Genomic DNA, 25385 nt, shown 5'->3' with positions numbered 1-25385 from the left:
CGGAGAATAAGCCACCGTTTAACTAACCGTGAAGCATGGCGTTATAGGTTTCATTCCGTTCAAAAGGGTTTAGTCCTAAACGTGTTTGCTGTTTTGATCAAAGCCCACAATTCGGCGCAATGATTACACGTATGGTAGAGATTTCCAGTTCCTCGCGCAGATGACCGAGACCGAGCGGCTGCTCGCTGTCGACACGGCTCATCGTCAGCGGTCGATTGCAGAGGTACGGTAGCTGGGCAGCAGCTATGTCGTGCGCGCTCATTCATTCGCTCCCTCCGTCCGCCATGATCCTCAAACCGCTGGCGAAGTTCACGGAGAAGCAAAATGCCGCCGCCCGTGAGCAGGCAGCCCAACGCGGCCTGGGCGGCGAAGTCAGGGCGAGCGAAAAAACTCGCTGAGCGGCGTTTCCCGCGTGCTTGCGTGGGGAGGAATGCTGTCATGGTCCGTCTTTTTCGCTTACATACCAGAGGGTCACGTGATCCACCTTGCCGTTGTTTTTGTCTATCCGGTAATCGATGCCTCCAGTTGCAGCCAGCAGCTTGAAGATATTCTGGATGGATTCGGATTGAAAGCGCCCGGTCACCGTTTCGTTTGCAAGGCGGGTATCGTTCATTTCCACGGTGATGCCATAACGCCTTTCCAGTTCGCGCATAGCGTCGGGCAAGGGTTCCCGGTTCCAGACAATTTTGTCCGACATCCATCCCATGGCCGCTTCATCGGCGACTGGCGCCACTTGCTCGGATTGGGTGGCGGGAACCAAGGTGTATTGCATGCCTGAACTGAGCGTGACCGGTTTCGTCTCAACTGCGGAGATAGCCGAATTTGCGATGGGCGTGACTTCGACCTTGCCTTGGACAAGCATCACTTGGGCTATGGTGCCGTCCGGGAATGCCTTGACATTGAAGCGGGTGCCCAAAACCGTAATGCGCAGGGTCGAGGTTTCAACGATGAACGGGCGGGCTTGGTCATGGGAGACATTGAAAAAGGCTTCGCCGGAAAGGCGCACGACCCGGCTTTTGGCTGAAAACGTTTTGGGATACTGGAGCGTGCTTCCCGCGTTGAGGGTGATCTTAGTCCCCTCGTCCAAGGTCAACATGAGGCGTTCGCCAATGCCATTGGTTTGTTCGATCCAGATATTGGACGCCTCATTGCCCATGGCGGAAGGCGGGGTTTGGCGTGAAAGGCTCACGAGCCCGATCGTCAGTGCGAGGACGGCGGTAGTGGCGGTCAGTCCCATCCAGATGCCCGGGCTCCAATAACGTTTCCCAAATAACTTCCTCCACAAGGAGAAGCCTGACGTTGGGCTTGGCGCCCTTGAAGCCTCGTGCTCTGATGCATCGGCAGCGGAAGGAGAAGTCGGGCTCCCGATACATTTTTGGTTGATGGAATCCAAGACCTTCCGGCCGGCGCCATCCAGATCGAAGCCTTCCTTCCAGTTTTTCGGGTCTTCGCGCCATGCCGCATCCATGTCTTCAAACATTTTTTGGCAATCGGGTTGCTGTAGCAATGCAACCAGTCGTTCACGCTCGTCGCTCGTGGTTTCACCGAGCAGGTATCGCATGGCCAAGGAATAAAAGGCCGCTCTTTCGTTGTCTACAGGGAGCATTTTCAAAGGTGTCTAATATAGGTAGGGAAAAACAGGGGAAAACTACTACGTGCGAAGGCAGTGTTCGCAAAAAAATTTCAAGAGGCGGTTGGGTTTTCCGAATCAGGTATGTTTCGGAGCCAGTTGCGAAATCTGGGCAGGGCAATTCCGATTTGTTCGTTCGCTTTCATCATCTGGTTGCGAACGGTATGCTCGGATAATCCAAGGCGCGACGCCACTTCTCGGTAGCGCAGATTTTCGAGGCGGCACAGTTTGAAGATTTCCCTGCGTTTTGAAGGCATGGCTTGAAGAAGGTTTTCGATTTCGTTCAGGCATTCGCGGTAGTGCAGTTCGCTATCTGCCTTGTTGGGCTCGACGAGACTGGTTTCAGGCACTTCAGCCAAGGGCACCGGCGTCGTTCCGCGGGCGTGCCGGGAAAGCAAATACAAAGATTGCCGGGCCACGGCACTGAAGAGATACGCGCGGGCTCCAGAGGTTAGCACGATTTGCTTCCGGCGCTGCCAAAAGCTGATGAACACCTTTGACACGGCATCTTCGCTGAGGTCACTGCGACGGAGCAACGATTGCGAAAGTTTGCAAAGATGCACGTAGTATTTGCGCATGAGGGCGAGCAACGCAGTTTCATCGTCGTTGCGGATGCGTTCTACCAGATTTTCGTCCGGAATGGTTTCTTGGTCCATGATGTGTCTGGTCTGGGAGTGTGGAAAGAAAACAGGGCGGGTGTCATTTGTCGGTCAACAGGTTTTTCGTTATTCGGATCTTCGCTTCCGCTTTCATCGGAATGCGAACGACCATCTTCCGATCATGGCGGGCAAAGGTGACCCCGGTTAACGTCGTGATCGAGGAGAGGAGATGCGCGAGACTGACGTTGGCGTCGGACTCCACGAGAATCCGGTCAGTCAGCGGAATGCGCTTGTCCAGGTAGATGAGTTCGATGCCGGTTTGCTTCTCGATGAGTGCAAGAATATCTCCCAAGGCAGTTGGACTCACCTGTGTGGAGGCGATGTTTACCCGGGTCCGCGCCAAGATCGGATCGGAGAAATAGTCCGGCTCCTGGGCGGCGAAGACGCTGGCGCTGGCATACGCGAAAAGGCAGGCGATCAGGAATGTTTTGCCTCCCGGCATCGGAGGAGAGGCGGTGGATTTGACCTGAGAAAAGACCATCTGAATCAGCAAATTGAAAGAAAGTATGGCGGAAGGTTTCGAACCGAATTTCGCATCTGATTGTGAATGGCTGAAGAGGTTTGCGACCTCGGATGGATTCATGGGAGGCACATCTTATTTTCCCTCTGAAGCTGGAGATATATCATGTCTTAAAACACAGTTGGCGGAGTAAAGCAGCGAAAAAGGACGTCCGGGGTGTGTTCGTGACGAAAACGTAACCTTGGCGGATGGTAGTATCGGGGCCGAAGTCGCAACCTATACATGAACGAGCTATTCCTCGTTCCCTCCTTAAATCAACCGACCAGACAAAACCATTATTCCAGTGCAACTCGGGAAGGGGCCATCCCATTCTCAAAACATACATTTTTGGACGAGAGTCCGATTTCATACTTAATTTTTTGTGAAGATTTCGACCTATTCCAGTTTCCAGCCGAGATATAATTATCCATTTCCGATTTTGCCGCTTCTGTGCTCGTTGGCCGCGCTGCTGGTGCAGGGATTGTGCGGCGAGACGGCCTCCACACCGCCGCAGTATATCGACATTTACGAATACCGGGTGGAGGGCGTGCATAAATTGACGCCGCTGGAGGTGGAGCGCGCGGTGTATCCGTGGCTGGGGGAGGCGCGCACGCCCGACGACGTGGAGGGGGCGCGGCTGGCGGTGGAAAAGTTGTATCATGAAAAAGGATACCAGACGGTGGCGGTGCAGATTCCCCAGCAGGAAGTGCAGAACCGCACGGTGGTGATCCGGGTGACGGAGGGGAGGGTGGGGCGCCTGCGCATCCGCGGCTCGCGCTATTTCGACCACAACCAGATCAAGGAGAAGGCGCCGTCCATCGCGGAGGGCGAGGTGCCGGATTTCAACGGGGTGACGCGTGATATTATCGCGCTCAACCAGCTGCCGGACCGGAAGGTGACGCCGTCCTTAAAACCCGGAGTGGAGCCGGGCACGGTGGACATCGACCTGACGGTGGAGGACACTTTTCCTTTGCACGGCAGCCTGGAACTGAACAACCGCCACAGCGCCAACACCAAGCCGCTGCGCCTGAACGGTTCGGTCAGCTACGGCAATCTCTGGATGAAGGAACACACGCTGGGCCTGAGTTTCCAGATTGCGCCGGAGCGGCTCGACGACGCGAAAGTGTTTTCGGCCTACTACCTGGCGCCGCTGCCGAACACGCCGGTGAAGCTGATGGTGCAGGGCGTGAAGCAGGACAGCGATGTCTCGACGCTCGGGACGTTCGACGTCACCGGCCGCGGCGAGATAGTCGGCTTGCAGGCGATCGTGTCGCTGCCCGGCACGGAAACCTGGATCCACAGCCTGTCTGGCGGTTTTGATTACAAGCATTTTGATGAAGTCCTGGTGGTGGCCGGGGCGGGCAGCGCCCAGCAGACGCCGATCACGTATTATCCGTGGGCGCTGAGCTGGACGGCTACGCACATCGGGAAAAAGGCGATCACGCAAATCAACGCAGGTATAAACTTTCATATCCGCGGGCTGGGCAGCTCCTGGGAGGAGTTTGACAACAAGCGCTATGGCGCGGACGGCAGCTACATTTATTTTCGCGGGGATATTTCGCAGACGCGCGAGATTTTTTCCAACTGGCAGCTTTTTGGCAAAGCGCAGGGGCAGCTGGCGGGCCAGCCGCTCATCTCGCCGGAACAATTCGGGGCGGGCGGACTGGGCACGGTGCGCGGCTACCTCGAAAGCGAGGCGATGGGGGACAACGGCTTTGCGGCCACGCTGGAGCTGCGCACCCCGCCGCTCACCTTCGGGGGATTATTGGATGAGCTCCGCCTGTACGCCTTCACCGACTGGGCGGGGCTGGCGTTGCGCGGCGCGCTGGCCGAACAGGACGCGCGCTTCTTGCTGGGCAGCGTGGGTGCGGGACTGAATTTCCAATTCAAAAAGTACTTCAATGGCACACTCGATTTCGGCGTGCCTCTGCGCAGCGAGGGCTCGACCGAGCGCAACGAGCCGCGCCTGACCTTCCGCGTGCGTGCGGATTTCTGACCGGTTTCCCCGATCCGCGACCTCCCACTTTTTTCGAAAACTCTTCGCGACAACCAAAAATAAAATATGAAACGACCGACCCGATTCTGGTTCAAAAACGCGCTGCTCGCCCTGGTGGCCCTCGCGGGTCTGCCCGGCGTGGCCCATGCCTGGTGGAATGGCGAGTGGACGCTGCGGAAAAAACTCACGGTGGACACCACGCCGTCCGGCGCCGCGGTGGCCGATCCGATGGGAGGCGCGCCGGTGCTGGTGCGGCTGCACGTGGGCAATTTCCAGTTCGACCGCGCGCGCGGCGACGGCGGAGACATCCGCTTCGTGTCCGAGGACGACAGGACGGTGCTGCCGCATCACATCGCGCAATACGATTCGCTGCTGGGCGAGGCGTTTGTCTGGGTGCGCGTCCCGGAAATCAAAACAGGTGCGCAGACGGCGGTCTGGCTGTATTACGCCAATCCGGCCGCGCCCTCCGTCGAGAATGCCCAGGGCACCTTCGATGCGGACACGACCCTGGCCTGGCATTTCGGGGAGCGCGGGCAGCCGGCGCGGGATTATTCGGGCAATGAAAACCATGCGCTCAACGCCGGCATTCCCGCCGAGGGGACCTTGATCGGCGCGGGGCTGCGCTTCGACGGCAACTCGGCAGTCACGGTGCCCGCCACGCCTTCGCTGGCCTGGGCGGCGAACGCCCCCCTCACCTGGTCGGCGTGGGTCAAGCCCGCCAGCCTTTCCGGACGTTCGGTGATTTACAGCCGCCGCGCCGGTCCGCAAACCGCCTTCCTGGTCGGCTCCGACCAGGGCGTGCCCTTCGTGGAGATTACCGTGGGCGGCAATACCGTGCGCACGCCCGCCGGCGCGCCGCTCGCGCAGAACATCTGGCAACACCTCGCGGTGGTGGCCGAGGGCGCCCGCCTCACGCTTTATGTCAACGGCAACACCTATGCCGCGCTCTCATCCGGTATCCCAGTACTCAATACACCGTCCTTCCTCGGCGGCGACCGCGCCGCACCCGATGCGCCGGTGACCTCCGGCTTCGCCGGCGAACTGGTCGAGTTCCAGCTTGCCCGCGCCGCGCGTCCGGCCGGTTTCATAAAATTCCTCGCGGCCACGCAGGGCGGTGAATCGGGTGCCCGCAGCGTGCTCTTTTCCGAGGAAGAAGTTTCCGGCGGCGGCGCAGGCGCCGGAGGGCACGCCGGCTACTTCACGGTGATCATCCAGAACCTGACGGTGGACGGCTGGGTGGTCATTGTCGTCCTTGCGGTGATGAGCGCGATCAGCCTGGCGGTGATGGCGGCGAAGAACGGCTATTTGTCCGCGGTGCGCAAAGGCAACGAGCGTTTTCTGAAATTGTTCAACGAGCGGGTGGCCTCGGACATGACGGTGCTGGACCGGGCCGGCCCCGCGCTGGCCGTGACGGAGGCGGAGGAGCGGCTGATCAAGCGCGCGCCGCTGTACCGGCTTTATCACATCGGCGCCGAGGAGATCAGAAAACGGCTTTCGGAGTCGAAAAGGAGCGAGGACAAGACCCTTTCGGCGCACGCGATCAAGGCGATCACGGCGAGCATGGACGGCGGACGGGTGCGCGAACAGCAGCGCCTCAACAAGCAGATGGTGCTCCTGACCATCGCCATTTCCGGCGGGCCGTTCCTCGGGCTGCTCGGCACGGTGATCGGGGTGATGATCACCTTCGCGGCGGTGGCGCTGGCCGGTGACGTCAACGTGAACGCCATCGCGCCGGGCATCGCGGCGGCGCTGCTTGCGACGGTGGCTGGGCTGGCGGTGGCGATTCCCGCGCTGTTCGGCTACAACTACCTGCTGACGCGGGTCAAGGACGTGACCGCGGACATGCAGGTTTTCGTGGACGAATTCATCACCAAGGCGGCCGAGTTTTACCCCAAGCGCGCCTCGGAAAAAGCCCGCCTGACCGGTGCCGACTCCTGAGCCATCTCCTCCGGCCCATTCTTAATTCTACATTCTTAATTTTTCATTAGCGGAGCGCACACCATGACCGTTCAGAACGAAGACAAACCTTACGACGAGATCAACATCACGCCGATGCTGGATCTGGCGTATGTGCTGCTGGTGATTTTTATCCTCATGTGCACGGCCTCGGTGGCGGGCACGAAGGTGAACCTGCCGCGTTCGAGCAACACGCCGGTGAGCCTGGCCAAGCCGAAGACCAAGGCGATCACGGTGAACAACGAGGGTCGTGTGTTTCTGGACACCGTCCCGGTGACGCTGACGGAACTGGAGCAGCGGCTCAATTCACAGAAGTCGCTCACGCCGGAATTTCCGGTGGTGGTGCGCGGGGACAGCCTGACGCACTACCAGGGCGTGATGGACGTGCTCGATGTGCTCGGCCGCGTCGGCATTTCGCAGGTCGGCCTGGCGACCAAAGGAAAGTAAGCCCATGGCCACCGATCCATTCAACGACCGCGACGAGCAGGAGCCGGGATTTTTCCGCAGCTACGGGCTGGTGCTGGGGCTGTGCCTGGTGGCCGGCGGCGGCATCGCCTGGTGGCTGGTCTCGACCGCCTCGGGACCGAAGCCGCCGCCGCCCAAGCCGCAGGAGTTTTCCATGGTGCGGGTGGCGCTGCCGCCACCACCACCGCCGCCTCCGCCGCAAAAGCCCGAGGAAATCCAGCGGCCCGAAACGCCGGACCAGCAGATGATCGAGCAGGAGCCGGTTGCGGCGGACGAGCCGCAGGAACGCCCCGCCGAGACTCCGCAGCCCGCGGGCGAGGACGCCGCGCCGATGGGCACCAACATCCAGGGCGACGGCCCGCCGGACGGGTTCGGCCTGGTCGGTCGCGGCGGCGGTTCGATCATCGGCGGCTCCGGCGTGGGCGCCGGTTCCGGCCGGGGCGGGAGTCGCTGGGGTTGGTATGCCGCCCAAGTGCAGAACGCCATCGCCGACGCATTGCGCAAAAACGACAAAACCCGCGTGGCTGACCTGAGGGTGACGGTGCGCATCTGGCCCGACGAGGCCGGACGCATCCGCGCGGCGCGGCTGAATGGGACGACCGGCAGCCGTGAACTGGATACGATTATCGAAAAGGAAATTCTCACCGGTCTCACCCTGCGTGAACCGCCGCCCGCTGATATGCCCAGTCCCATCGTCCTGCGCCTCACCGCCCAACGTCCCTGATTCCATCCACCGATCACCGTTTCTTCCATTTTTAACTTAACACTTCAATTGCGCGGCACCGCCGCATCCGCATTCACATGACAACCACCCGTAAACTGCTGACCTTTGTATCAGCGCTCAGTTTGTCCGTTGGCTTTTCCGGACTGTCGGCCGCTTCTGCCGATGACAGTTCGGAGAGCGTGGCCATTAATCTGGTCCACCTCCTCGTCGAGGAGGGTGTCCTCTCCAAGGAGAAGGCCGATGCGCTCATCCGCAAAGCCGAGGCCAAGGCGGAGGCGGCGCGGCCTGCCGCGGCCGACGGCACGGTGCGCGTGACCTACGTGCCGGAGACGGTCCGGCAGCAGATGCGCGAGGACATCCGGCAGGATGTCATGCGCCAGGCCCGGGAGGAAAACTGGGCCGATCCGCGCGAGGTGCCCGCCTGGACCAAAAAGCTCCGCCTCAGCGGCGACATCCGCTTCCGCTACGACGGCAGCTTTTTTGGCGGGGACAACGATCCCACCGACGCCATCAACTTCAATTCCCTCAACCGCGGCTCCCCCTACAACGCCTCCGTCACCAACACCGTCCTGCCTCCGCTGGCCAACGTCAACGAGGACCGCGCCCGCCTGCGCCTGCGCGCCCGGCTCGCGCTCGACGCCGATCTGGGCGAAGGCTTTACCGCCGGCCTGCGCCTGGCCACCGGCAGCGACTCCTCGCCCGTGTCCACCAACCAGAGCATGGGCGCGGACGGCCTCGGCTCCAAATACGCCCTCTGGCTCGACCGCGCCTTTGTCAAATACGACGCGCCCGCCCTCGGCGGCACCAAGCTCGCCGTCACCGTCGGACGTTTTGAAAATCCGTTCTTTGCCACCGACCTGGTCTGGGACGACGACCTCGGTTTCGACGGCATCCTGCTGCAGGCCGGCCGGCGCATGGGGCGCTGGCAACCCTTCGCCACCTTCGGCCTGTTCCCCGTTTACAACACCGACTTCAATTTCTCCAGCCGCCAGCTGGACAAGTTCAAGAGCGACGACAAGTGGCTCCATGGCGTCCAGCTCGGCACCGGCCTCGAACTCGCGAAGGACCTCAGCCTGAAGGTGGCCGCCGCCTACTACAGCTTCACCAACATCGCCGGCAAGCTCTCCGATCCGCTCAACAATCCGAACGACGACGGCAGCACCGACACACGCCGCCCCTCCTTCGCGCAAAAAGGCAACACCTACATGGCGCTGCGCAACAACCTCTATACCGGCGATCCCGCTTCGCCCTGGTATCAGCAGGATTACCAGTATTACGGGCTGGGCACGCCGTTCCGTGAGCTGGCGCTGACCGCCCGGCTCGATTATGCCCGGTTTGATCCGGTGCAGCTCGCGCTGGAGTTCGAGTTTGTCAAGAACCTCGCCTACGACGAAGACCGGATCAACCGGCTGGGCGCGCAGAACAACTTTGCCGAGGGCGCCTCCGGTTTGGTGGACGGCGGCGACATGGGATGGACGACCCGCCTGGTCATCGGACAGCGCGTCCTGGAAAAACGCTGGGACTGGCAGGCGTCGATTGCCTACAAGTATCTGGAGACCGACGCGGTGGTGGACGGGTTCACCGACTCGGACTTTGGCCTGGGCGGCACCAACCTGAAAGGCTTCGTGCTGGGGGCCAGCGTGGGGCTGTCCAAAAACGTCAACGCCCGCCTGCGCTGGCTGAGCGCCGACAACGTGTCCGCCACCTCCTTCTCCGTGGATGTCCTCCAGATCGACATCAACGCCAAGTTCTGAACCACACGCCGATTCCGAACCTTTTCGCCACGGAGAGCCCAGAGCCATGAAAAAAATCAAGCGACCACCGGCGCCTCCGCGCCCTTCCGTGTCCGCGCTCTGTGCCCCAACTGATTCACTTCCGATGAAAACCGTATCCAAAATAATATTACAAACGCTGCTCGTTCTCGCGCCCGTGTGCGCCTTGGCCCAGCAGCCGGACAACACGATGGAGCTTCGCCTGCGCGAGGCCCTGCGCGGCACGACCATTCAGTTGCGCACCGCGCAGAGCGAAAACGCCGCCCTGCAGGTGACGCAGGACGAACTGGCCAAGGAGTGCGACGCCCTGAAAAAGCAGGTGGCCGCGCTGTCGAGGCAGGGCGAGCAGGACCGCGCCGCCGCCGCGAAGGAACTCGCCGACCTGAAAGCCATCGTGGTGGCGCAGGAGGAGAAAGCCGCGCAGCTCTCCGGCGACCTGGCGAAGTGGAAGGATTCCTCCGAAAAGGCGGCTGCCCTGGCCCGGGAAAAGGAACAGTCCCGCGCCGCCTTGGAAATCCGCGTGGCCGGGCTGGAGCGGACCGTGGCCGACCGCGAGGCGAAGAACGTGGAGCTGGTCAAGCTCTCCCGGGAAATCCTCAACCGGCTCGAATCCTTCGGCCTGGGCGACGCGCTCAAGGCCCGGGAGCCGTTCATCGGGGCCAAGCGCGTGGAGATCCAGAACCTCGTCCAGGACTACGCCGACCGCGTCATGGACAACAAATACACCGCCGCCCGCGGTGCGGAATCTCAGCCCGCACCGTAACCCCTGCCTCCGGCCTCCAACCATCTCTTGTCATGAAAAAATCCTCCGCACTCTTTCTCTCCATTCTGAGCTTGGCTTCCGTCAGCCTTTCCTCCTTCGCCGCCGATGCGGGCGTGCTGGCCCGGGTCAGCGACACCGAGGTCAAGATCGACGACATCCGCTCGTCGCTGGAAAATCTCAGCCCGCGCGAGCAGGCCGCGCTCTCCGCCAACCCCGCGCTGCTCAACCAGGCCGTGCGCTCGCTGCTGGCCCGCCGCGTGGTGCTCAACGAAGCCCTCGCGCAGAAGTGGGACAAAAATCCCGCCTTTACCGCCCAACTCGACAAGCTCCGGGAAAACGCCCTGATCGAGAGCTACCTGCAATCGGTCTCGCAACCCCCGGCGGACTTCCCCTCCGAGGCTGATCTCCAGGCCGTGTTTGAGGCCAACCGCCCCGCACTGGTGGCTCCGCGCCAGGTGCGCCTCGCGCAGATCTACATCGCCGCGCCGAAAACCGCTTCCCAGGCGGAGCAGGACGAGGCCCGCGCCCGCCTCGACGACGTGCGCAAAAAGCTCGCGCAGCCCGGCGCCGACTTCGCCGCGCTTGCCCGGGTGGAAAGCGACGAGAAGCAGAGCGCGGCCAGCGGCGGCGAACTCGGCTGGCTGGCCGACGGGCAGATCCGCCCGGAGATTCGCGACGCCGTGACTTCCCTGGCACCCGGCGGGGTGAGCGAACCGGTGCGGCTCGATGACGGCTGGCATCTCCTGAAGGCCCTCGAAGTCCGCGAGACCCGTCCGCTCGCGCTCGACGAGGTGCGCGTCCAACTCGTCCAGCGGCTCCGCGCCGAGCGTGCCCAGGCCAACCGCCAGAACTATCTGACCCGGCTCATGGAAAAAAATCCGGTCTCGATCAACGAACTCGCCCTCTCACAAGTCCTCGCGCCCGCATCCGGTCAATGAGCATGAAACATCGAATGACTTTTGATGCCACGTTCCGCCGAACGCAGGTCCGGCGGGACGGCTCGCCGGCTGGTGCGACGAGCGCGGAAGGCGGCGCATCGGCGCCCGTGGCAGGTTGCAGTCTTGGTTCCTCCACCCTCCTTCCGCGTTCCTCGCACCGTCTGGTTCGCCTCAGGACCCCATCCACTTTTGACATGAAAAAACCATCGCTTATTTCCCGGTCTTCCCGCGGTCGCATTCCGTCAGTTTTCAGGTTTTCGGTCTTCAGCCTGCTCACAATGGCAGCCCGCGCCCTGCGCACGCTCTTCTGTCTGTCCGTCTCCAGCGCGGGTGTTTTGGCAGTGCTGGTCATCGCCCTGATTCCCGCGCCGCTCAGCGCGGCCAGCCTGGTCGGCAGTGTCCGTGCCAAGGCCGGCGGAGGCGCCGCCGCCAGCAACCCTTCCGGCGGCACCGGCGGGCAGGCCGTGGACCCGGCCACCGCCACCGCGCTGGCGCAGGCCCAGAAACAGTCGCTGGTGCGCACCGTTCGGGCCATCGCAGCCGCCCGCCAGGCGCAGGCCGACGCACGCCGTGCCGCGCTCAATGGTCTGTCCAGTTTCAACGGCCTGGCAACCTCCGATAATCCATCCGGAGGACTCAAGATCGCCAATGGCGTGGATCTCGATCCCTCCCTGTGGCAGGGCGCGGCCCGCCCGGTGGAAACTTCCGGCGAGAACGGCCGTCTGGTCGTCAAGATCGACCAAGAGACGCAGAAGGCCATCCTGACCTGGGACCGCTTTGATGTGGGCCGCGAGACCGACCTGGTCTTCGACCAGCAGGGCAACCGCGACTGGGTCGCTCTCAACCGCGTGACCGACGCGCAGACGTCGCCCTCGCAAATCCTCGGCAGCATCAAGGCCGACGGCTCCGTCTATGTGCTCAACCGCAACGGCGTCATCTTCGGCGGCGCCTCCCAGGTCAATGTCGGCAACCTCGTCGCTGCCGCCGCCAACATGACCAATGCGCAGTTTCTCGACCGCGGCCTCTACGGCTCGAGCATCACCGTCCCCTCCTTCACCGATGCGCTCGGCGCCGTCACCGTCGAGGCCGGCGCGCGCATCACCACCCGCGAACCCGCCTCCGCCACCGAGGGCGGCGGCTCCGTGCTCCTCCTCGGTTCCGCTGTGACCAATGCCGGCGAAATTACGACACGCAAAGGCCAGACCCTGCTCGCCGCCGGTGACAGCTTCATCCTCCGCCGCGGCGTCAGCACCGAGGAAAACAAACACTCCACCACTCGTGGCACCGAAGTCTCCCCGCAGTTCAAAACCGACAGCACGGCGGGCGCGGTCGCCAACACCGGCCTCATCGTGGCCCGCGAAGGCGACATCACCCTCGCCGGGCGTGACGTGCGGCAGGATGGCGTCGCCGTCGCCACCACCTCGGTCAACACCCGCGGCACCGTCCACCTCCTCACCTCCGCCAACGACAAGGACGCCGCCGTCGCCCTCGGCGCGGATTCCGTCACCGCCATCATCGCCGGCGACCTCCTCATCGAGGACGACCGCGTCGAGCTTCGGGACGACGGCCAGACCGCCCTCGACAGCCAGCGCGATGCCCTCATCGCCGAGTCCGCCGCGCTCGACCAGGCGCGCGTCACCGAGGCCCTCGCCAACACCACAAAATTCGACAACTACTCCACCCTCTCCGACCGCCGCGACCAGTCGCGCATCGAGATTGTCGGTGGAGGACTGGTGACTTTCGAGGGCGATTCCCTCGCGCTCGCCACCGGCGGCCAAATCGCTGTCAGCGCCGGCAACAGCGCCGCCGGCACCAAGGACGTCGCCGTCAGCCAGGTCAATCCGCTTACCTGGGGCGAAATCCGCGTCGCCGACGGCGCGCAACTCGATGTTTCCGGCGCGCTCGGCGTGCGCGTGGCGATGGAGGACAACAATATCAAGGTCAACATCCAGGGCTTCGAGTTGCGCGACTCCCCGCTCAACCGCGACAACCCCGACCGCCCCCTCTTCAATCAGGACGTCTGGATTGACCGCCGCGACCTCACCTACGTGCCCGCCGGCACCGACGGCTACGAGAGCGACCGCTACTACACCGGCGGCGGCCTGATCGAGGCCGGCGGTTATCTCGCCAACCAAGCCCACGGCATCGGCGAATGGACGGCTCAGGGCGGCACGGTCAACTTCATCGCCGACAGCGTCGTCACCGAGGCCGGCTCGCTCATCGACCTCTCGGGCGGCTCCCTCGATGTGCAGTCCGGCTACCTCACCATCACCCGCGTCCTTGGCAGCGACGGCAAACTTTACGACCTCGGCAGCGCCCCCGCCGACCTGGTGTATTACGCCCTCGGCAACGCCCACGTTGAATACTCCGAAAAATGGGGCGTGACCAAGGTTTACTCCAACTCCCTCACCAGCCAGGCCAACGTCAAACGCTACGAGCAAGGCTACACCGTGGGCCGCGACGCCGGCCAATTCTCCATCCGCACCATCGACGCCCGGCTCGACGGCGCCATCGACGCCTCCGTCACCAACGGCACCCGGCAGCGCGACGCCCGCCCCGCCGCCGGCGCCGCCGACGGCTACAAACTCAGCCAGACCCAGGCCGCCCTCGCCGGCCGCCTCCTCATCCAGAACTACGACCCCTCCGCCGGCTCCTTCAACCCCCGCCGCGAATGGTATTCCGACGTGCTCCTCGCCGCCGGCGACGCCGCCCCTCCCCCCTCCGCCGGCGCCGACGCCGCCCCGGCTGACCGGCTCATCTGGCTCAACCTCGACCGCCTCAACGACGCCGGGCTCGGCGGCCTCTCCATCCAGAGCCGGCTTAACACCTTTGTCATCGGCGGCGACCTCGCCCTCGCCCCCGGCGGCGCGCTCGACTTCTCGGGCGGCGACTTCACGCTCAACGGCAGCCTGACCGCACGCGGCGGCTCGGTGCACATCCAGACCGGCGGCCAATACGTGAACGGCGTCAGCGTCGCCGCCGGCCTGACGCTCAAGGACGGCGTCACCATCGACACCCGCGGTCTGTGGACCAACGTCGCGCTCGACCCCGACAGCGCTTGGGGCCTCGCCTTCCGCGACGGCGGCTCCGTGACCATCGACACCGGCTACGGCGACCTTGTCATGGAGGCCGGCTCGCGCATCGACGCCTCCGCCGGCGGCGCGGTGCTGGCCGACGCCTCCACCGTGGGCGGCGCGGGCGGCGACATCACCCTCTCCGGCCGCGGCATGCGCCTCGAAGGCGAACTCGTCTCCCGCGGCTTCACCAAGGGCGGCAAACTCGCCCTCAACGCCTGGACAAACATCTCCGTCGGCGGCCGGTTGCTGGAGACCGACGGCCTGCTCGCCGTCGGCGAAGTCGCCCCCATGGACCTCACGCTCGCCGAGGACACCGTTTTCCCCGCCGGCAGCCAGCCGCCGTTTTCCTTTGAAGTGGTGATGTCCGAAATCAAGCCGGGCGACCCTCTGCCCGGGACTTACCTGCAGTGGGGTAGTTATTCCAACCATCCCAATCCCATGACGACGGGTGTCGATTTCATCGTGCCGTCAGGCATGTCATTGAGGACATCCGGCGGGACACCCTCCGAGACAGAATACAACACGGGATCGCTCATCCCCGCCGGCACGAAAATCGGCTACATCTACGCATGGAGCTGGTCCGCCGGATACGCTTTTCCCGTCGAGCTTTTCTCGGAGCCGATCCCCTTGCCCAGCCCCATCAAAACCACCTACCCGGCGGACACCATTTTGACGAAAGACCTCACCGTCGCCGCCGGCACGATCATCCCCAAAGGCGCGTCGCTGACCCACGCCGTCAAAGTCCGCGCCCCCCTGAACATGGACGCGGAGTTTTTCCGGCAGGGCTTCTCGGATTATTCGCTCGCCAGCACGCTGGGCGTGACGGTCCACCCCGGCGCGCAAATCGACGTGGTCATGCCCGTTTACCGGTTCAATGCCGCGAGCCTGAGCGCGCCCACCGGCGCGGACATCGCGGACGTGGCCGACTTCGACCTGCCGCCGCTCTTCACCGAAAACCCCGCCAAGGGCACGCTCACCCAACGCGCCGGCGCCAGCCTCGCGCTCAAGGGGCTGACGGGCTCCTTCCCGACCGTCGGCACGCCCATCATTTCCCATGGCGCGGTGGTCGTCGGCCAGGACGCCGCCATCACGGTCGATCCGGGGCAGCGGGTCAGACTCAGCGCAGCCGGGCAACTTACCGTCGATGGCGCGATCACGGCCCGCGGCGGCGAAATCATCATCGCCAATTCGCGCACGATTTTCGAGTCGCCCAGGGCATCGAACAGTCCGAATCTGCCCGTTTACCCAGGGCCGGGCGAGACCTCCGTCTGGATCGGTGAAAACGCGCGGCTCGACGCCTCGGGCCTCGCCGTCACCGCGCGAGATTTTTCGGGCCGCGACTACGGCCTCGTCACGGACGGCGGCTCCATCGTCCTCGGCAGCGAAGGCGTCCTGCGCCGGGATCCGGACGGCCTGACGCAGACGCAGGATTCGACCGAGGCCTGGGTCATCGTCCGCCCCGGCGCGGTGCTCGATGTCTCCGGCGCCAGCGCCGTCCTCGATCTTCCCGTGGGCGCGAAATACCAGGCGCGCACTGTTGCCAGTCACGGCGGCTCCATTTCGCTTACCTCCTACAGCGGCATCTTTCTGGACGGCGAACTCCGCGCCCGTGCCGGCGGCGAAGGCGCCAGCGCCGGCGCGCTGAACGTCGTCATCGAGGCTCCCCGTTACACCAACGTCCAGCCCTCCCAGATGCCGGCGGCGCTTATGCAAGGGCGGGTGCTCGCCGTCGGGCAGGAGCACGTCTCCAGCCTGTCCGCCGATTTGCGGGCGGGGGAGGCGGATGAGGCGTTCGTGATCGGCTCGCTCGGCGCGGCCCGCGTCAGCGTCGAGCAAATCACCGCGGGCGGCTTCGACAGCGTTTCCCTTTGGGGGAGAAATGGCATCGTCTTCGACGGCGACGTGAGCCTGAGCCTCGGGCGCAGCCTCACGCTTTCCAAGGGCTACTTGGGCAACAGCGCCGAGGGCGCGCGCGTCTCCCTCGCCGCCCCGTATGTTTACGTGGACGGCTGGTCTGTGCTGAACGGCGGCGGCTCGGACGTGTATCCCGACCGGGTGCCCGTCCTCCCCGCCGGCGGCTCCTTCGACATCGCGGGCGGCCTGGTGGATTTCCGCCACCTCGCGAAGATCGACTACGACCAGGTCCGCGTCGAAAGCGCCGGCGACCTGCGTTTCCTGCCCTCCGTCGCCTCCACTTCATCGAGCAGCCTCGACCGGCGCACCCTCGTTCAGGCGCCGGGCGAGCTCACCCTCGCCGCTGCGCAACTCTACCCGACGAGCAACACGCTGGCCCGCGTCACCGCCGGCGACCTGCTCGCCATCGAGCGCGTCGGCGCGGAGACGCCCGCCGTGCCGCTCTCGGTCTTCGGCCAGTTGGAATTGGGCGCGCAAACCGTCCGGCAGGGCGGCATCGTCCGCGCGCCCCTCGGCTCCATCACCCTGACTGGCGGCCTCACCAACGGCGGCCTGGTGGAACTGCTCGACGGCAGCATCACCTCCGTCAGCGCCAACGGTCTGCTCATGCCCTACGGCGGCACCGCCGACGGCGTCGATTACCTCGTCAACGGCGAAAAAGCGGTGACCTCCGCCATCCTCGGCGCCTATGTGGGAGCCCAGGGCGTGGTGACCGTCAACGCGGATTCCTTCCACGGCGAGGCCGGCTCGCTGCTCGACCTCTCCGGCGGCGGCCACCTCCTCGGCGGCGCGTTCGTCACCGGGCGCGGCGGCTCGGTTGACACGCTGCTCTATCCGCGCAACCCCGGTGGCCAGGTCTTCGCTATCGTCCCCGGCGTCGTCACCGCCCCCGTCGCCGGCGGCTACGCCTCGCAATGGACCGGCGCCGTGCCGGAAGCCGGCCAGACCATCACCATCCCCGCCGGCGTGCCCGGCCTGCCCGCCGGCACTTACACGCTCCTGCCGGCCAACTATGCGTTGCTCCCTGGCGCCTTCCGCGTCGAACTCGGCGCGGCGACCAGCCGGCCCTTCGCGGGCGTCACCGCGCAGCGCGACGGCTCCTTTGCGATGATGGGCGTGCAGGGCGTCGCCGGCACCGGCATCCGCGATGCCTTACCCAACCTCGTCACCGTCACGCCCGGCGCGGTCTTCCGCACTTGGGCGCACTACAACGAGCAAAGTTTCGCCGCCTACCAGGTGGAGCAGGCCGGCATCTTTGGCAACCTCCGCCCCCGGCTGGAGGCCGACGGCAAATACCTCACCTTCTCGCCCGGCGACTATCCCGAGGGCGACGCCAACAGCGCCCTCGTTTTTGACGGCTTGGCCGACTTCTCCGCCGCGCCCGGCGGCTACGACGGCGGCTTCGCGCTCTCCAGCAGCCGCTATGTCAACCTCGTCATCACCGCCCCCGGCAGCGCCACGGAAAACCGCGACACCGCCGACCGGGGCGCCTACATCACCGTCTCCTCCGACGCCCTCGACCGCGTCAACGCCCCCAATCTCTACATCGGCGGCGTCCCCTCGCAGGGCGCCACCGCCCTCTCCGTCTCCACCGGCGGCATGGGGCAGCTCGGCTACGATTTGCTCATCGAGGGCGGCGTCACCCTGCGCGGCTCGCAAGTCATCCTCGCCTCCCGCGACACCATCACACTGGAAAGCGGCGCGACCATCGACACCCTCGGGCGCGGCATCGCCTCGCCCGATTCCTCCTCTGGCCTCCTTTTTGGCGACGCCCCGACCCCCTACGGCGAACTCGCCCTGCTCGCCGTCTCCAACGGCCTGCTCGTCCTCAACTCCCCCGCCGGCCTCAACACCTCCTCCATCACGCTCGGCGAAGGCGTCTCCCTCCGCTCCGAAGGCTCCATCGGCTTCTACTCCGACCGCGGCCTGAACATGGAGGGCTCCGCCCGCTTCGGCACGCGCAACCTCTTCCTCACCGTCCCCTCCTTCAACATCGGCTCCTCCGACGCCCTCGCCGCCGCCGGCCCCCTGCCCGACGGCATGATCCTCAACCAGTCCATCCTCGACGGCCTCCTCGCCGGCGACCCCGCCTCCGGCGCCCCTGCCGTCGAGACGCTCATCCTCGGCGCCTCGCAATCCATCAACTTCTTTGGCGACATTGCCCTCAACACCATCGACCCCGCCACCGGCCGCTCCAGCCTCGCCCAACTTGTCTTCAACAGCCCCGCCCTCTACGGCTACGGCTCCGCCGCCGACACCGTCCGCCTCACCACCGACACCTTCGTCTGGAACGGCGCCGAAATCTTCGAGGCCGAAAGCTCCTACGGCCTCGTCTCCTCCAGCGCCAGACCCGGCGCGCTGCGCGACGGCGGCGCGGGCTCCGGCCGCTTCGTCATCGACGCCGGCTCCATCGTCTTCGGCTACCCCTCCCCCGCCCGGCCCGACACCTCCATCACCTTCGACCGCCTCATGCTCGGCTTCTCCGATGTGGCCTTCAACGCCTCCTCCGCCATCACCGCCAACGCCCGCGGCACCCTCTCCGTTTACCAAACCGGCGACAACCCCGCCGCCCTCGACGTCTTCGACCCCGCCGCCTACGTCGGCGCCGGCGGCGCCCTCCACCTCAACACCCCGCTCCTCACCGGCGACTCCGCCGCCTTCCTCCACTTCCACGCCGGCGGCCCGATTGACGTCACCGCTCCCTCCGCCGCCACCTCCGCGCCCGCCGCCTCCGGCCTCGGCGCGGAAATCGGCCTGCACACCGCCTCCTCCATCGACATCGCCTCCTCCATCGTCCTCCACAGCGGCAGGCTCACCCTCTCCGCCGCGGGCGACATCACCCTCGCCGACGCCGCCCGCCTCGACCTCTCCGGCCTCCCCGTCGTCTTCCACGACGTCACCCGCCACACCTGGGGCGGCGACGCCTCCCTCGAAAGCACCTCCGGCAACATCACCCACCGCGCCGGCGCGCAAATCGACCTCTCCGCCCCCGGCGAGGACGCCGGCTTGCTCACCCTTTCCGCCCTCTCGGGCCGCGTCCGCCTCGACGGCGAACTCCTCGCCACCGGCGGGGAGGGGCACGATGGCGGCTCCTTCGACCTCCGCGCACGCCTCATCGCCGACGACCCCGCCGCCCTCTCCTCCGCCTTCGCCGCCCTCAACACCCGACTCACCCAGGACGGCTTCTCCGCCGCCCGCTCCTTCCGCTTCACCGAAGGCGACCTCCTCATCGGCGACGGCCTCAAGGCCCGCGATATCTCCGTCTCCGTCGATAACGGCAGCCTCACCGTCAACGGCCTCATCGACGCCTCCGGCCCCCGCCCCGGCTCCATCCGCCTCGCCTCCCGCGACGACCTCCGCCTCGCCTCCACCGCCGTCCTCGACGTGCGCGGCACGGAGATGCAGCTCGACGGCTACGGCCAGCCCGTCGAAGCCCTCAACCGCGCCCACATCGAACTCTCCTCCGCCGAGGGCTGGCTGCGCCTCGACGCCGGCGCCACCCTCGACCTCTCCTCGCCCGACGGCGTGGACCGCGGCCGCCTCACCCTCAACGCCCGCCGCGCCGACGAAACCGGCGGCGACATCAACATCGACGCCTCCGGCCCCCTCGACATCCGCGGCGCAGACTCCATCGCCCTCAACGCCTACTGGACCTACTCCCCCGCCGACGAAAACGGCTCCATCGTGCAGGACAACGGCACCGACTCGCCCATCAGCTCCAACGAACTCCAGACCACCACCCGCACCCTCCTGGAAACCATGACCCGCACCGTTACCGTTACCGTCACCACGTTTTCGGGCGAAAGCTTCCCCTTCGGCATGAACATGACCGTTGGCTACCCCGACTATGTCGAGCTGAACTATGCCCTCGGCTTTGCCCTCCAGGCAGACTACTCCACTTATCCTTATGTATTTAGCCTCTATTTCCCCGGCCAGACCGGCCTGAAAAGTGGCAAAGCCACGCTCGTCTCCGGGAAAATCACCGGCGGCGACGGCACCGTTTACAATCCCGGCGACAAAATCGGCCAGATCGTCATGAACGACGCCACCTTCACCGATGACGTGATGATCGACATCGACGGCGTGCCCTCCGGCACGCAGCTCTTCGGCTGCTACGACGCCTCCGGTAACGGCCCCTACTGGATCAAAGCCACCAACGCCAACCGCGAGGTCATCAGCCAGACCTCCGCGCTCGTCGCCCTCGACACCCCGCCCAGCATCGACACCGTCATTGATGACTCCACCCCCGGAAGGCTCATCACCACCGTCACGAACGTCGAACTCCTCAAAACCCTCGAAACCACCACCGTGATGGCCCCCCCCGGCACCGCCATCGGCAACGTCAACACCGTCGTGACGACGCCCGACAACCTGACCAAAACCACCACCGACGCCGAAACCTACGCCGACCCGCAAAAAGGCTTTGCCGGCCTCGATCAGATCGACGCGCAAAACCAGCTCTTCCACGCCAACGCCCTCGCCGACACCGCCCTCCAAAACCGCCTCGCCGGCCTCAAGGCCCGCGGCGACGCCTTCCACCTCCGCCCCGGCGTGGAAATCACCGGCGGCGACGCCTCCGGCGGCAAGCTCACCGTCCCCGGCGACCTCGACCTCTCCCGCTACCGCTACGGCCCCGCCGCCGACCGCGCCCCCGCCTCCGCCAGCTACGGCGCGGGCGAGCCCCTCGCCCTCCAACTGCGCGCCCCCGCCGACCTCGTCATCAAGGGCAGCATCACCGATGGCTTTGCCCAGGCCAAACCCACGCCCGACGACCGCGCCCTCCTCCTCGCCGCCGGCAGGGTCGCCGCCGACACCGTGCTCACCTTCGACCTCAACCTCCCCGCCGGCACAAAGTTCGACAGCGGCTCCCGCCTCCCCTTCGCCGTCACCTTCCCCGGCCCCCAGGAACTTCCCGGCGGCGAAACCGCGGCCACGGCCATGGTCCTGTGGAATGTCCCTTATAACCAAACCGCCTGGAGTTATGTCTTTGCCTTCCCGGACGCCAGTGACCTGCCCGTTGTCGAAGAGGGCAGGGTGGATGTCGTGGCGACTCAGGGCGGAACGCCGAAGACCTATTTGCCCGGCGACCAACTCCCGCGCAACCTCGCCGAGGGCACCATCTTCCACGCCGGCACCAAACTGCGCTCCAACACCCCCGCCAACGCCACCGTCAAATTCAGCGGCCTCACGATTGGCGCCTATAACAGGGCGCCCGTCGATGTGGTTCTGGCCAAGGACTTCACGACCGGCGGCAGCGCCGAGCGCGTCGGCGGCAACCAATACATCCGCCTCCCCGACGGCACCGAGTATAATGCGCGCGACAACCCCTCCATCCCCCCCGGCACCCTGCTGCCCCGAGGCACGATCATCAGCGCTCAGGTCGGCTTCTACTCCGGCAACGAATACGAAGTGGAATCCTTCGTCATCCCGCCCGGCACCTCCCTGCCCAAAAACTACATCCTCACCAACCCGCTGCCGTTCCTCGCCGGGGACACCCTCCCCGCCGGCACCAACATCGCCGAGACCCTCTACGACGCGCAATCCCGCCTGCTCTGGGCCGTCGCCCCCATGCTCGCCCCCGGCAGCCTGTCGGCGGACATCCGCCTCGCCGCCGGCGCCGACCTCTCCGCCGCCGACGCCCGCGCCCTCCTCCCCGCGCACGCCCTCGCCGCCGCCGGTCACGCCGGCAACCTCACCCTCGACAACCTCCGCCGTAGCAACATCAGCCAGCCCGGCCTCAACGTCATCCGCACCGGCATCGGCAGCCTCGACCTCCTCGCCGGCGGCGATTTCACCCAGACCGCCCCCTACGGCATCTACACCGCCGGCACCGACACCGAACTGCCCGGCGGCGGCGACGAAGCCTTCCGCCTCCCCCGTCCCCCCGGCATCGTGCTCGGCGCGACCCTCGCCGACTGGGCCTCCGCCCTCGGCGAACGCTCCGTCTGGTATCCCGACCACGGCGGCGACCTCACCGTCACCGTCCAGGGCGACCTCTCCGCCTACACCTACAAACAGGGCGGGCTGAACAACCAGTCCGTCTCCAACTGGCTCTGGAAACAAGGCGGCGACGACGCCCTCGGCATCAAAACCGCCTGGGGCCTCAACTTCGGCACCTTCATCCCGGTCACCTACAACCAGAAACCCGCCGCCGCCCTCTACGGCTTCTCCGGCTTCGGCGCCCTCGGCGGCGGCAACGTCCGCATCCGCGTCGGCGGCGATGCCGGCGTGCTCGCCTCCCCCGTCAGTCGCAGCCAATATGGCGGCACCGATGACGTTTACAGCACCTCCCTGCTCGTCGCCGTCGGCTCGACTGGCCGCGTCACCTCCGTGACCACCCGGGACGGCGTCGTCACCGGCGGCGAAATCACGCAAACCGGCGGCGGCGACATCGACGTGCGCATCGGCGGCCGCCTCAACCCCTTCGCCTCGTTCGATTACCTCGACATGGACGGCGGCTCCTTCACCAACCTGCGCGGCGACATCCGGCTGGAGGCTGCCGCCATCGGCTTCCTCAAACCCGCCTACGGCGCCCTCTCCTCGGGCGACCCCCGCGCGCCCGACATCTACGCCGCCGGGGGCATATCCAGCGGCTACGCCTACACGCCGCAAGGTGCCCCGCAAATCACGCCCGGCGACGGCTCGGTGGCCTTCCGCACCCGCGGCAACCTCTCCGTCAACGTCCCCCGCGACGCCACCATGGGCGACATCTACAGCGCCAACACCCGCCTCTTCGACTACCAGCCCGACCCCGCCAGCCAGAACACCGCCTTGACCTGGTTTTCCCTCTGGCGGGACGACACCGCCGTTTCGCTCTTCTCCGCCGGCGGCAACATCGCACCCTTCGGCCTGGGCACTTCGGGCCTGCTGTTGACCACGCCCAGGTTTTACGCCACCGCCGCCGCCGGCAGCATCTACTACGGCAGCCGCATCACCAACTCGCCGATGACCATCGAACTGGTCCCCTCCGCCACCGGCCAGCTCGAACTGCTGGCGATGGATTCCATCTACGCCGGCGTCATCGGAGGCCCCGCGCGTCTCGCCATGTCCGGCGCGAGCGCCACCCTCGACCTCATCCCGAATCCCTTCAAACCGGCCTACATCCTGGCCGGGCCAGGCACGAGCTATTTCACTGACGCCTACGCCCTCACCAACACGCTCATCGCCTACGGCCTGCCGCGCTACGAAGGCGACCAGGGCACGCGCACGCCCACGCAAGGCTACTTCGCCTTCCAGCCCGACATGCCGCTCACCAACCTGCACGCCGCCGACGCCGACCCCATGCGCATCTACGCCGCCGAGGGCGACATCGTGAGCTTCCGCATGGGCGACCTCGCCAGCAGCTACGGCGTCACCACCCGCCTCCCGGTGGCGAAAGCCGCGCACATCCTGGCCGGCCGCGACATCGTGGCCTTCGGCGGCGCCTCCGGCTCCTACTACGACGCCCCCAACCTCATCCTCAACGCCCGCGACACCGACGTCTCGCTCCTCTCGGCGGGCCGCGACATCATCCACGCCAACGTGGAAATTTACGGCCCCGGCGCGCTGGAAGTCACCGCCGGGCGCAACATCTACCAAGGCGACAACGGCACGCTGACCAGCCGGGGCGCGCTCCTCCCCGGCGACAACCGCCCCGGCGCCGACATCGCCCTGATGGCCGGCATGGCCAACGGCGTGGCTTGGGACGCCCTGCGCGATCTCTACCTCGACCCGGCCAATCTCGCCAACCCGGAGTTGCCGCTCTACCACCCCGACTACCCCGAAAACCACGGCAAAGTCGCGAAGGTTTACGACGAGGAACTGATGGCGTGGTTGAAAGAAAACTACAACTACGAGGCCGCCGACAGTGAGACCGCGCTGGCCTGGTTCACGACGGAGTTGAAGCCGGAGGAGCAGCGCGTCTTCCTGCGCTCGGTCTATTACAACGAACTGCGCGAGGGCGGCCGCGAATACAACAACCCGGAAAGCCGCCGCTTCGCCAGCTACCTGCGGGGCCGTCAGATGATCGCCACGTTGTTCCCCGAGACCGACGCGAACGACAACGAAATCGTGCGCACGGGCGACATCACGATGTTTGGCGGCTCGGGCATCCGCACACTCTTCGGCGGCGACATCCAGATGCTGGCGCCGGGCGGGCAGGTGATGGTCGGCATGGAAGGGCAGGTGCCCCCCGCGACCGCGGGCGTGGTCACGCAAGGCGCGGGTGACATTCAAATATATTCCGAGGGCAGCATCCTGCTCGGCCTCTCGCGCATCATGACGACCTTCGGCGGCGCCATCTTTGGCTGGTCGGCAGAGGGCGACATCAATGCCGGACGCGGCAGCAAGACCACGATTGTCTATACGCCGCCCAAGAGGGTTTACGACAACTACGGCAACGTGACGCTGTCGCCGACCGTGCCGAGCAGCGGCGCGGGCATTGCCACGCTGGCTCCGATCCCCGAGGTGCCGGCTGGCGACGTGGACCTGATCGCCCCCTTGGGCACCATCGACGTGGGCGAGGCCGGCATCCGGGTCTCGGGTAATATCAACCTTGCAGCCTTACAGGTGATCAACGCCGCCAATATCCAAGTGCAGGGTGATGCGACCGGTATTCCCATGGCCGCGCTGCCAAATCTTGGCGCCCTTACGGCCGCGACCAACACGGCCGGAGCCGCCACCGCCGCCGCGATGGAAGCCGCGGCCGGCACCCGCCGCGCCCCGGCCGCCGCCCCGGTCATTCCCTCGATCATCACTGTCGAGACCGTCGGTTACGGCCCGATCGAAGAGCCTCCGCCCGAGACCGCCGCGCTGCTTCCTGACGGTGTCCCCGTCGCCCATTTGACCCACTAGATCATTTAGAGATAATCTCTTATGCCATTTCCGAATGAGATTCATCCTTGTGGAGCGACGGCCTCCGTGCCGTCCCTCCACAAGGACAGGGGCCGCTAAATTCCAAAACGGGTTCGGGAAAGGTATTATTAGTGTGGTTCGTTTCCTTCCGTTCAAACAA

Annotated in this window: 11 protein-coding genes; 8 read left to right on the top strand and 3 right to left on the bottom strand. The window is 65.5% G+C overall.

Going from position 1 to position 25385, the window contains the following annotated elements:
- Positions 1 to 436: 436 nt before the first annotated feature.
- The 3 genes from OH491_RS04350 to OH491_RS04340 form a co-directional block, all read right to left on the bottom strand.
- On the bottom strand, positions 437 to 1561 hold the full coding sequence (locus OH491_RS04350; RefSeq protein WP_334319098.1) for a FecR family protein: 1125 nt from the start codon (positions 1559 to 1561) through the stop codon (positions 437 to 439).
- 122 nt (positions 1562 to 1683) lie between these two features.
- On the bottom strand, positions 1684 to 2286 hold the full coding sequence (locus OH491_RS04345; RefSeq protein WP_068769167.1) for an RNA polymerase sigma factor: 603 nt from the start codon (positions 2284 to 2286) through the stop codon (positions 1684 to 1686).
- 43 nt (positions 2287 to 2329) lie between these two features.
- Positions 2330 to 2872, bottom strand: coding sequence for a hypothetical protein (locus OH491_RS04340; protein WP_334319099.1), 543 nt, complete (start codon positions 2870 to 2872; stop codon positions 2330 to 2332).
- 373 nt (positions 2873 to 3245) lie between these two features.
- Between OH491_RS04340 and OH491_RS04335 the strand changes: the two genes are divergently transcribed.
- From OH491_RS04335 to OH491_RS04300, 8 genes are all read left to right on the top strand, one after another.
- Entirely contained in the window at positions 3246 to 4784 is a 1539-nt protein-coding gene (locus OH491_RS04335) for a ShlB/FhaC/HecB family hemolysin secretion/activation protein (RefSeq protein ID WP_068769803.1), read from the top strand.
- A 66-nt stretch (positions 4785 to 4850) separates the two neighbouring features.
- On the top strand, positions 4851 to 6722 hold the full coding sequence (locus tag OH491_RS04330) for a DUF2341 domain-containing protein (protein WP_068769168.1): 1872 nt from the start codon (positions 4851 to 4853) through the stop codon (positions 6720 to 6722).
- 63 nt (positions 6723 to 6785) lie between these two features.
- Positions 6786 to 7187: an ExbD/TolR family protein gene (locus OH491_RS04325; protein ID WP_068769169.1), complete on the top strand. Its 402-nt coding sequence runs from the start codon at positions 6786 to 6788 to the stop codon at positions 7185 to 7187.
- Between the two features lie 4 nt (positions 7188 to 7191).
- A complete protein-coding gene (locus tag OH491_RS04320) occupies positions 7192 to 7929 on the top strand; it encodes a TonB C-terminal domain-containing protein (RefSeq protein WP_068769170.1) in 738 nt (245 codons plus the stop codon).
- Between the two features lie 77 nt (positions 7930 to 8006).
- On the top strand, positions 8007 to 9683 hold the full coding sequence (locus OH491_RS04315; protein WP_068769171.1) for a putative porin: 1677 nt from the start codon (positions 8007 to 8009) through the stop codon (positions 9681 to 9683).
- A 124-nt stretch (positions 9684 to 9807) separates the two neighbouring features.
- Positions 9808 to 10464, top strand: coding sequence for a hypothetical protein (locus OH491_RS04310; protein WP_068769172.1), 657 nt, complete (start codon positions 9808 to 9810; stop codon positions 10462 to 10464).
- Between the two features lie 32 nt (positions 10465 to 10496).
- Positions 10497 to 11402 (top strand): peptidylprolyl isomerase, encoded by a 906-nt coding sequence (locus tag OH491_RS04305; protein WP_068769173.1) that lies wholly within the window; start codon positions 10497 to 10499, stop codon positions 11400 to 11402.
- Positions 11403 to 11680: 278 nt separating this feature from the next.
- The gene (locus tag OH491_RS04300) at positions 11681 to 25225 is read left to right on the top strand and encodes a filamentous haemagglutinin family protein (protein ID WP_342750872.1); all 13545 of its coding nucleotides are present in this window, start codon (positions 11681 to 11683) and stop codon (positions 25223 to 25225) included.
- The last annotated feature ends 160 nt before the right edge of the window (positions 25226 to 25385 follow it).

This window comes from Termitidicoccus mucosus (assembly GCF_038725785.1).
Classification (GTDB): domain Bacteria; phylum Verrucomicrobiota; class Verrucomicrobiia; order Opitutales; family Opitutaceae; genus Termitidicoccus; species Termitidicoccus mucosus.
The sequence above is the reverse complement of the archived record's forward strand: the minus strand, read 5'-3'. Positions and strand labels throughout refer to the sequence as shown.

Coding starts and splice junctions, on each gene's coding strand:
- OH491_RS04330 (WP_068769168.1), top strand. CDS start 4,851: ATGAAACGACCGACCCGATTCTGGTTCAAAAACGCGCTGCTCGCCCTG.
- OH491_RS04310 (WP_068769172.1), top strand. CDS start 9,808: ATGAAAACCGTATCCAAAATAATATTACAAACGCTGCTCGTTCTCGCG.
- OH491_RS04305 (WP_068769173.1), top strand. CDS start 10,497: ATGAAAAAATCCTCCGCACTCTTTCTCTCCATTCTGAGCTTGGCTTCC.
- OH491_RS04325 (WP_068769169.1), top strand. CDS start 6,786: ATGACCGTTCAGAACGAAGACAAACCTTACGACGAGATCAACATCACG.
- OH491_RS04300 (WP_342750872.1), top strand. CDS start 11,681: ATGGCAGCCCGCGCCCTGCGCACGCTCTTCTGTCTGTCCGTCTCCAGC.
- OH491_RS04320 (WP_068769170.1), top strand. CDS start 7,192: ATGGCCACCGATCCATTCAACGACCGCGACGAGCAGGAGCCGGGATTT.
- OH491_RS04350 (WP_334319098.1), bottom strand. CDS start 1,561: ATGCGATACCTGCTCGGTGAAACCACGAGCGACGAGCGTGAACGACTG.
- OH491_RS04315 (WP_068769171.1), top strand. CDS start 8,007: ATGACAACCACCCGTAAACTGCTGACCTTTGTATCAGCGCTCAGTTTG.
- OH491_RS04340 (WP_334319099.1), bottom strand. CDS start 2,872: ATGAATCCATCCGAGGTCGCAAACCTCTTCAGCCATTCACAATCAGAT.
- OH491_RS04345 (WP_068769167.1), bottom strand. CDS start 2,286: ATGGACCAAGAAACCATTCCGGACGAAAATCTGGTAGAACGCATCCGC.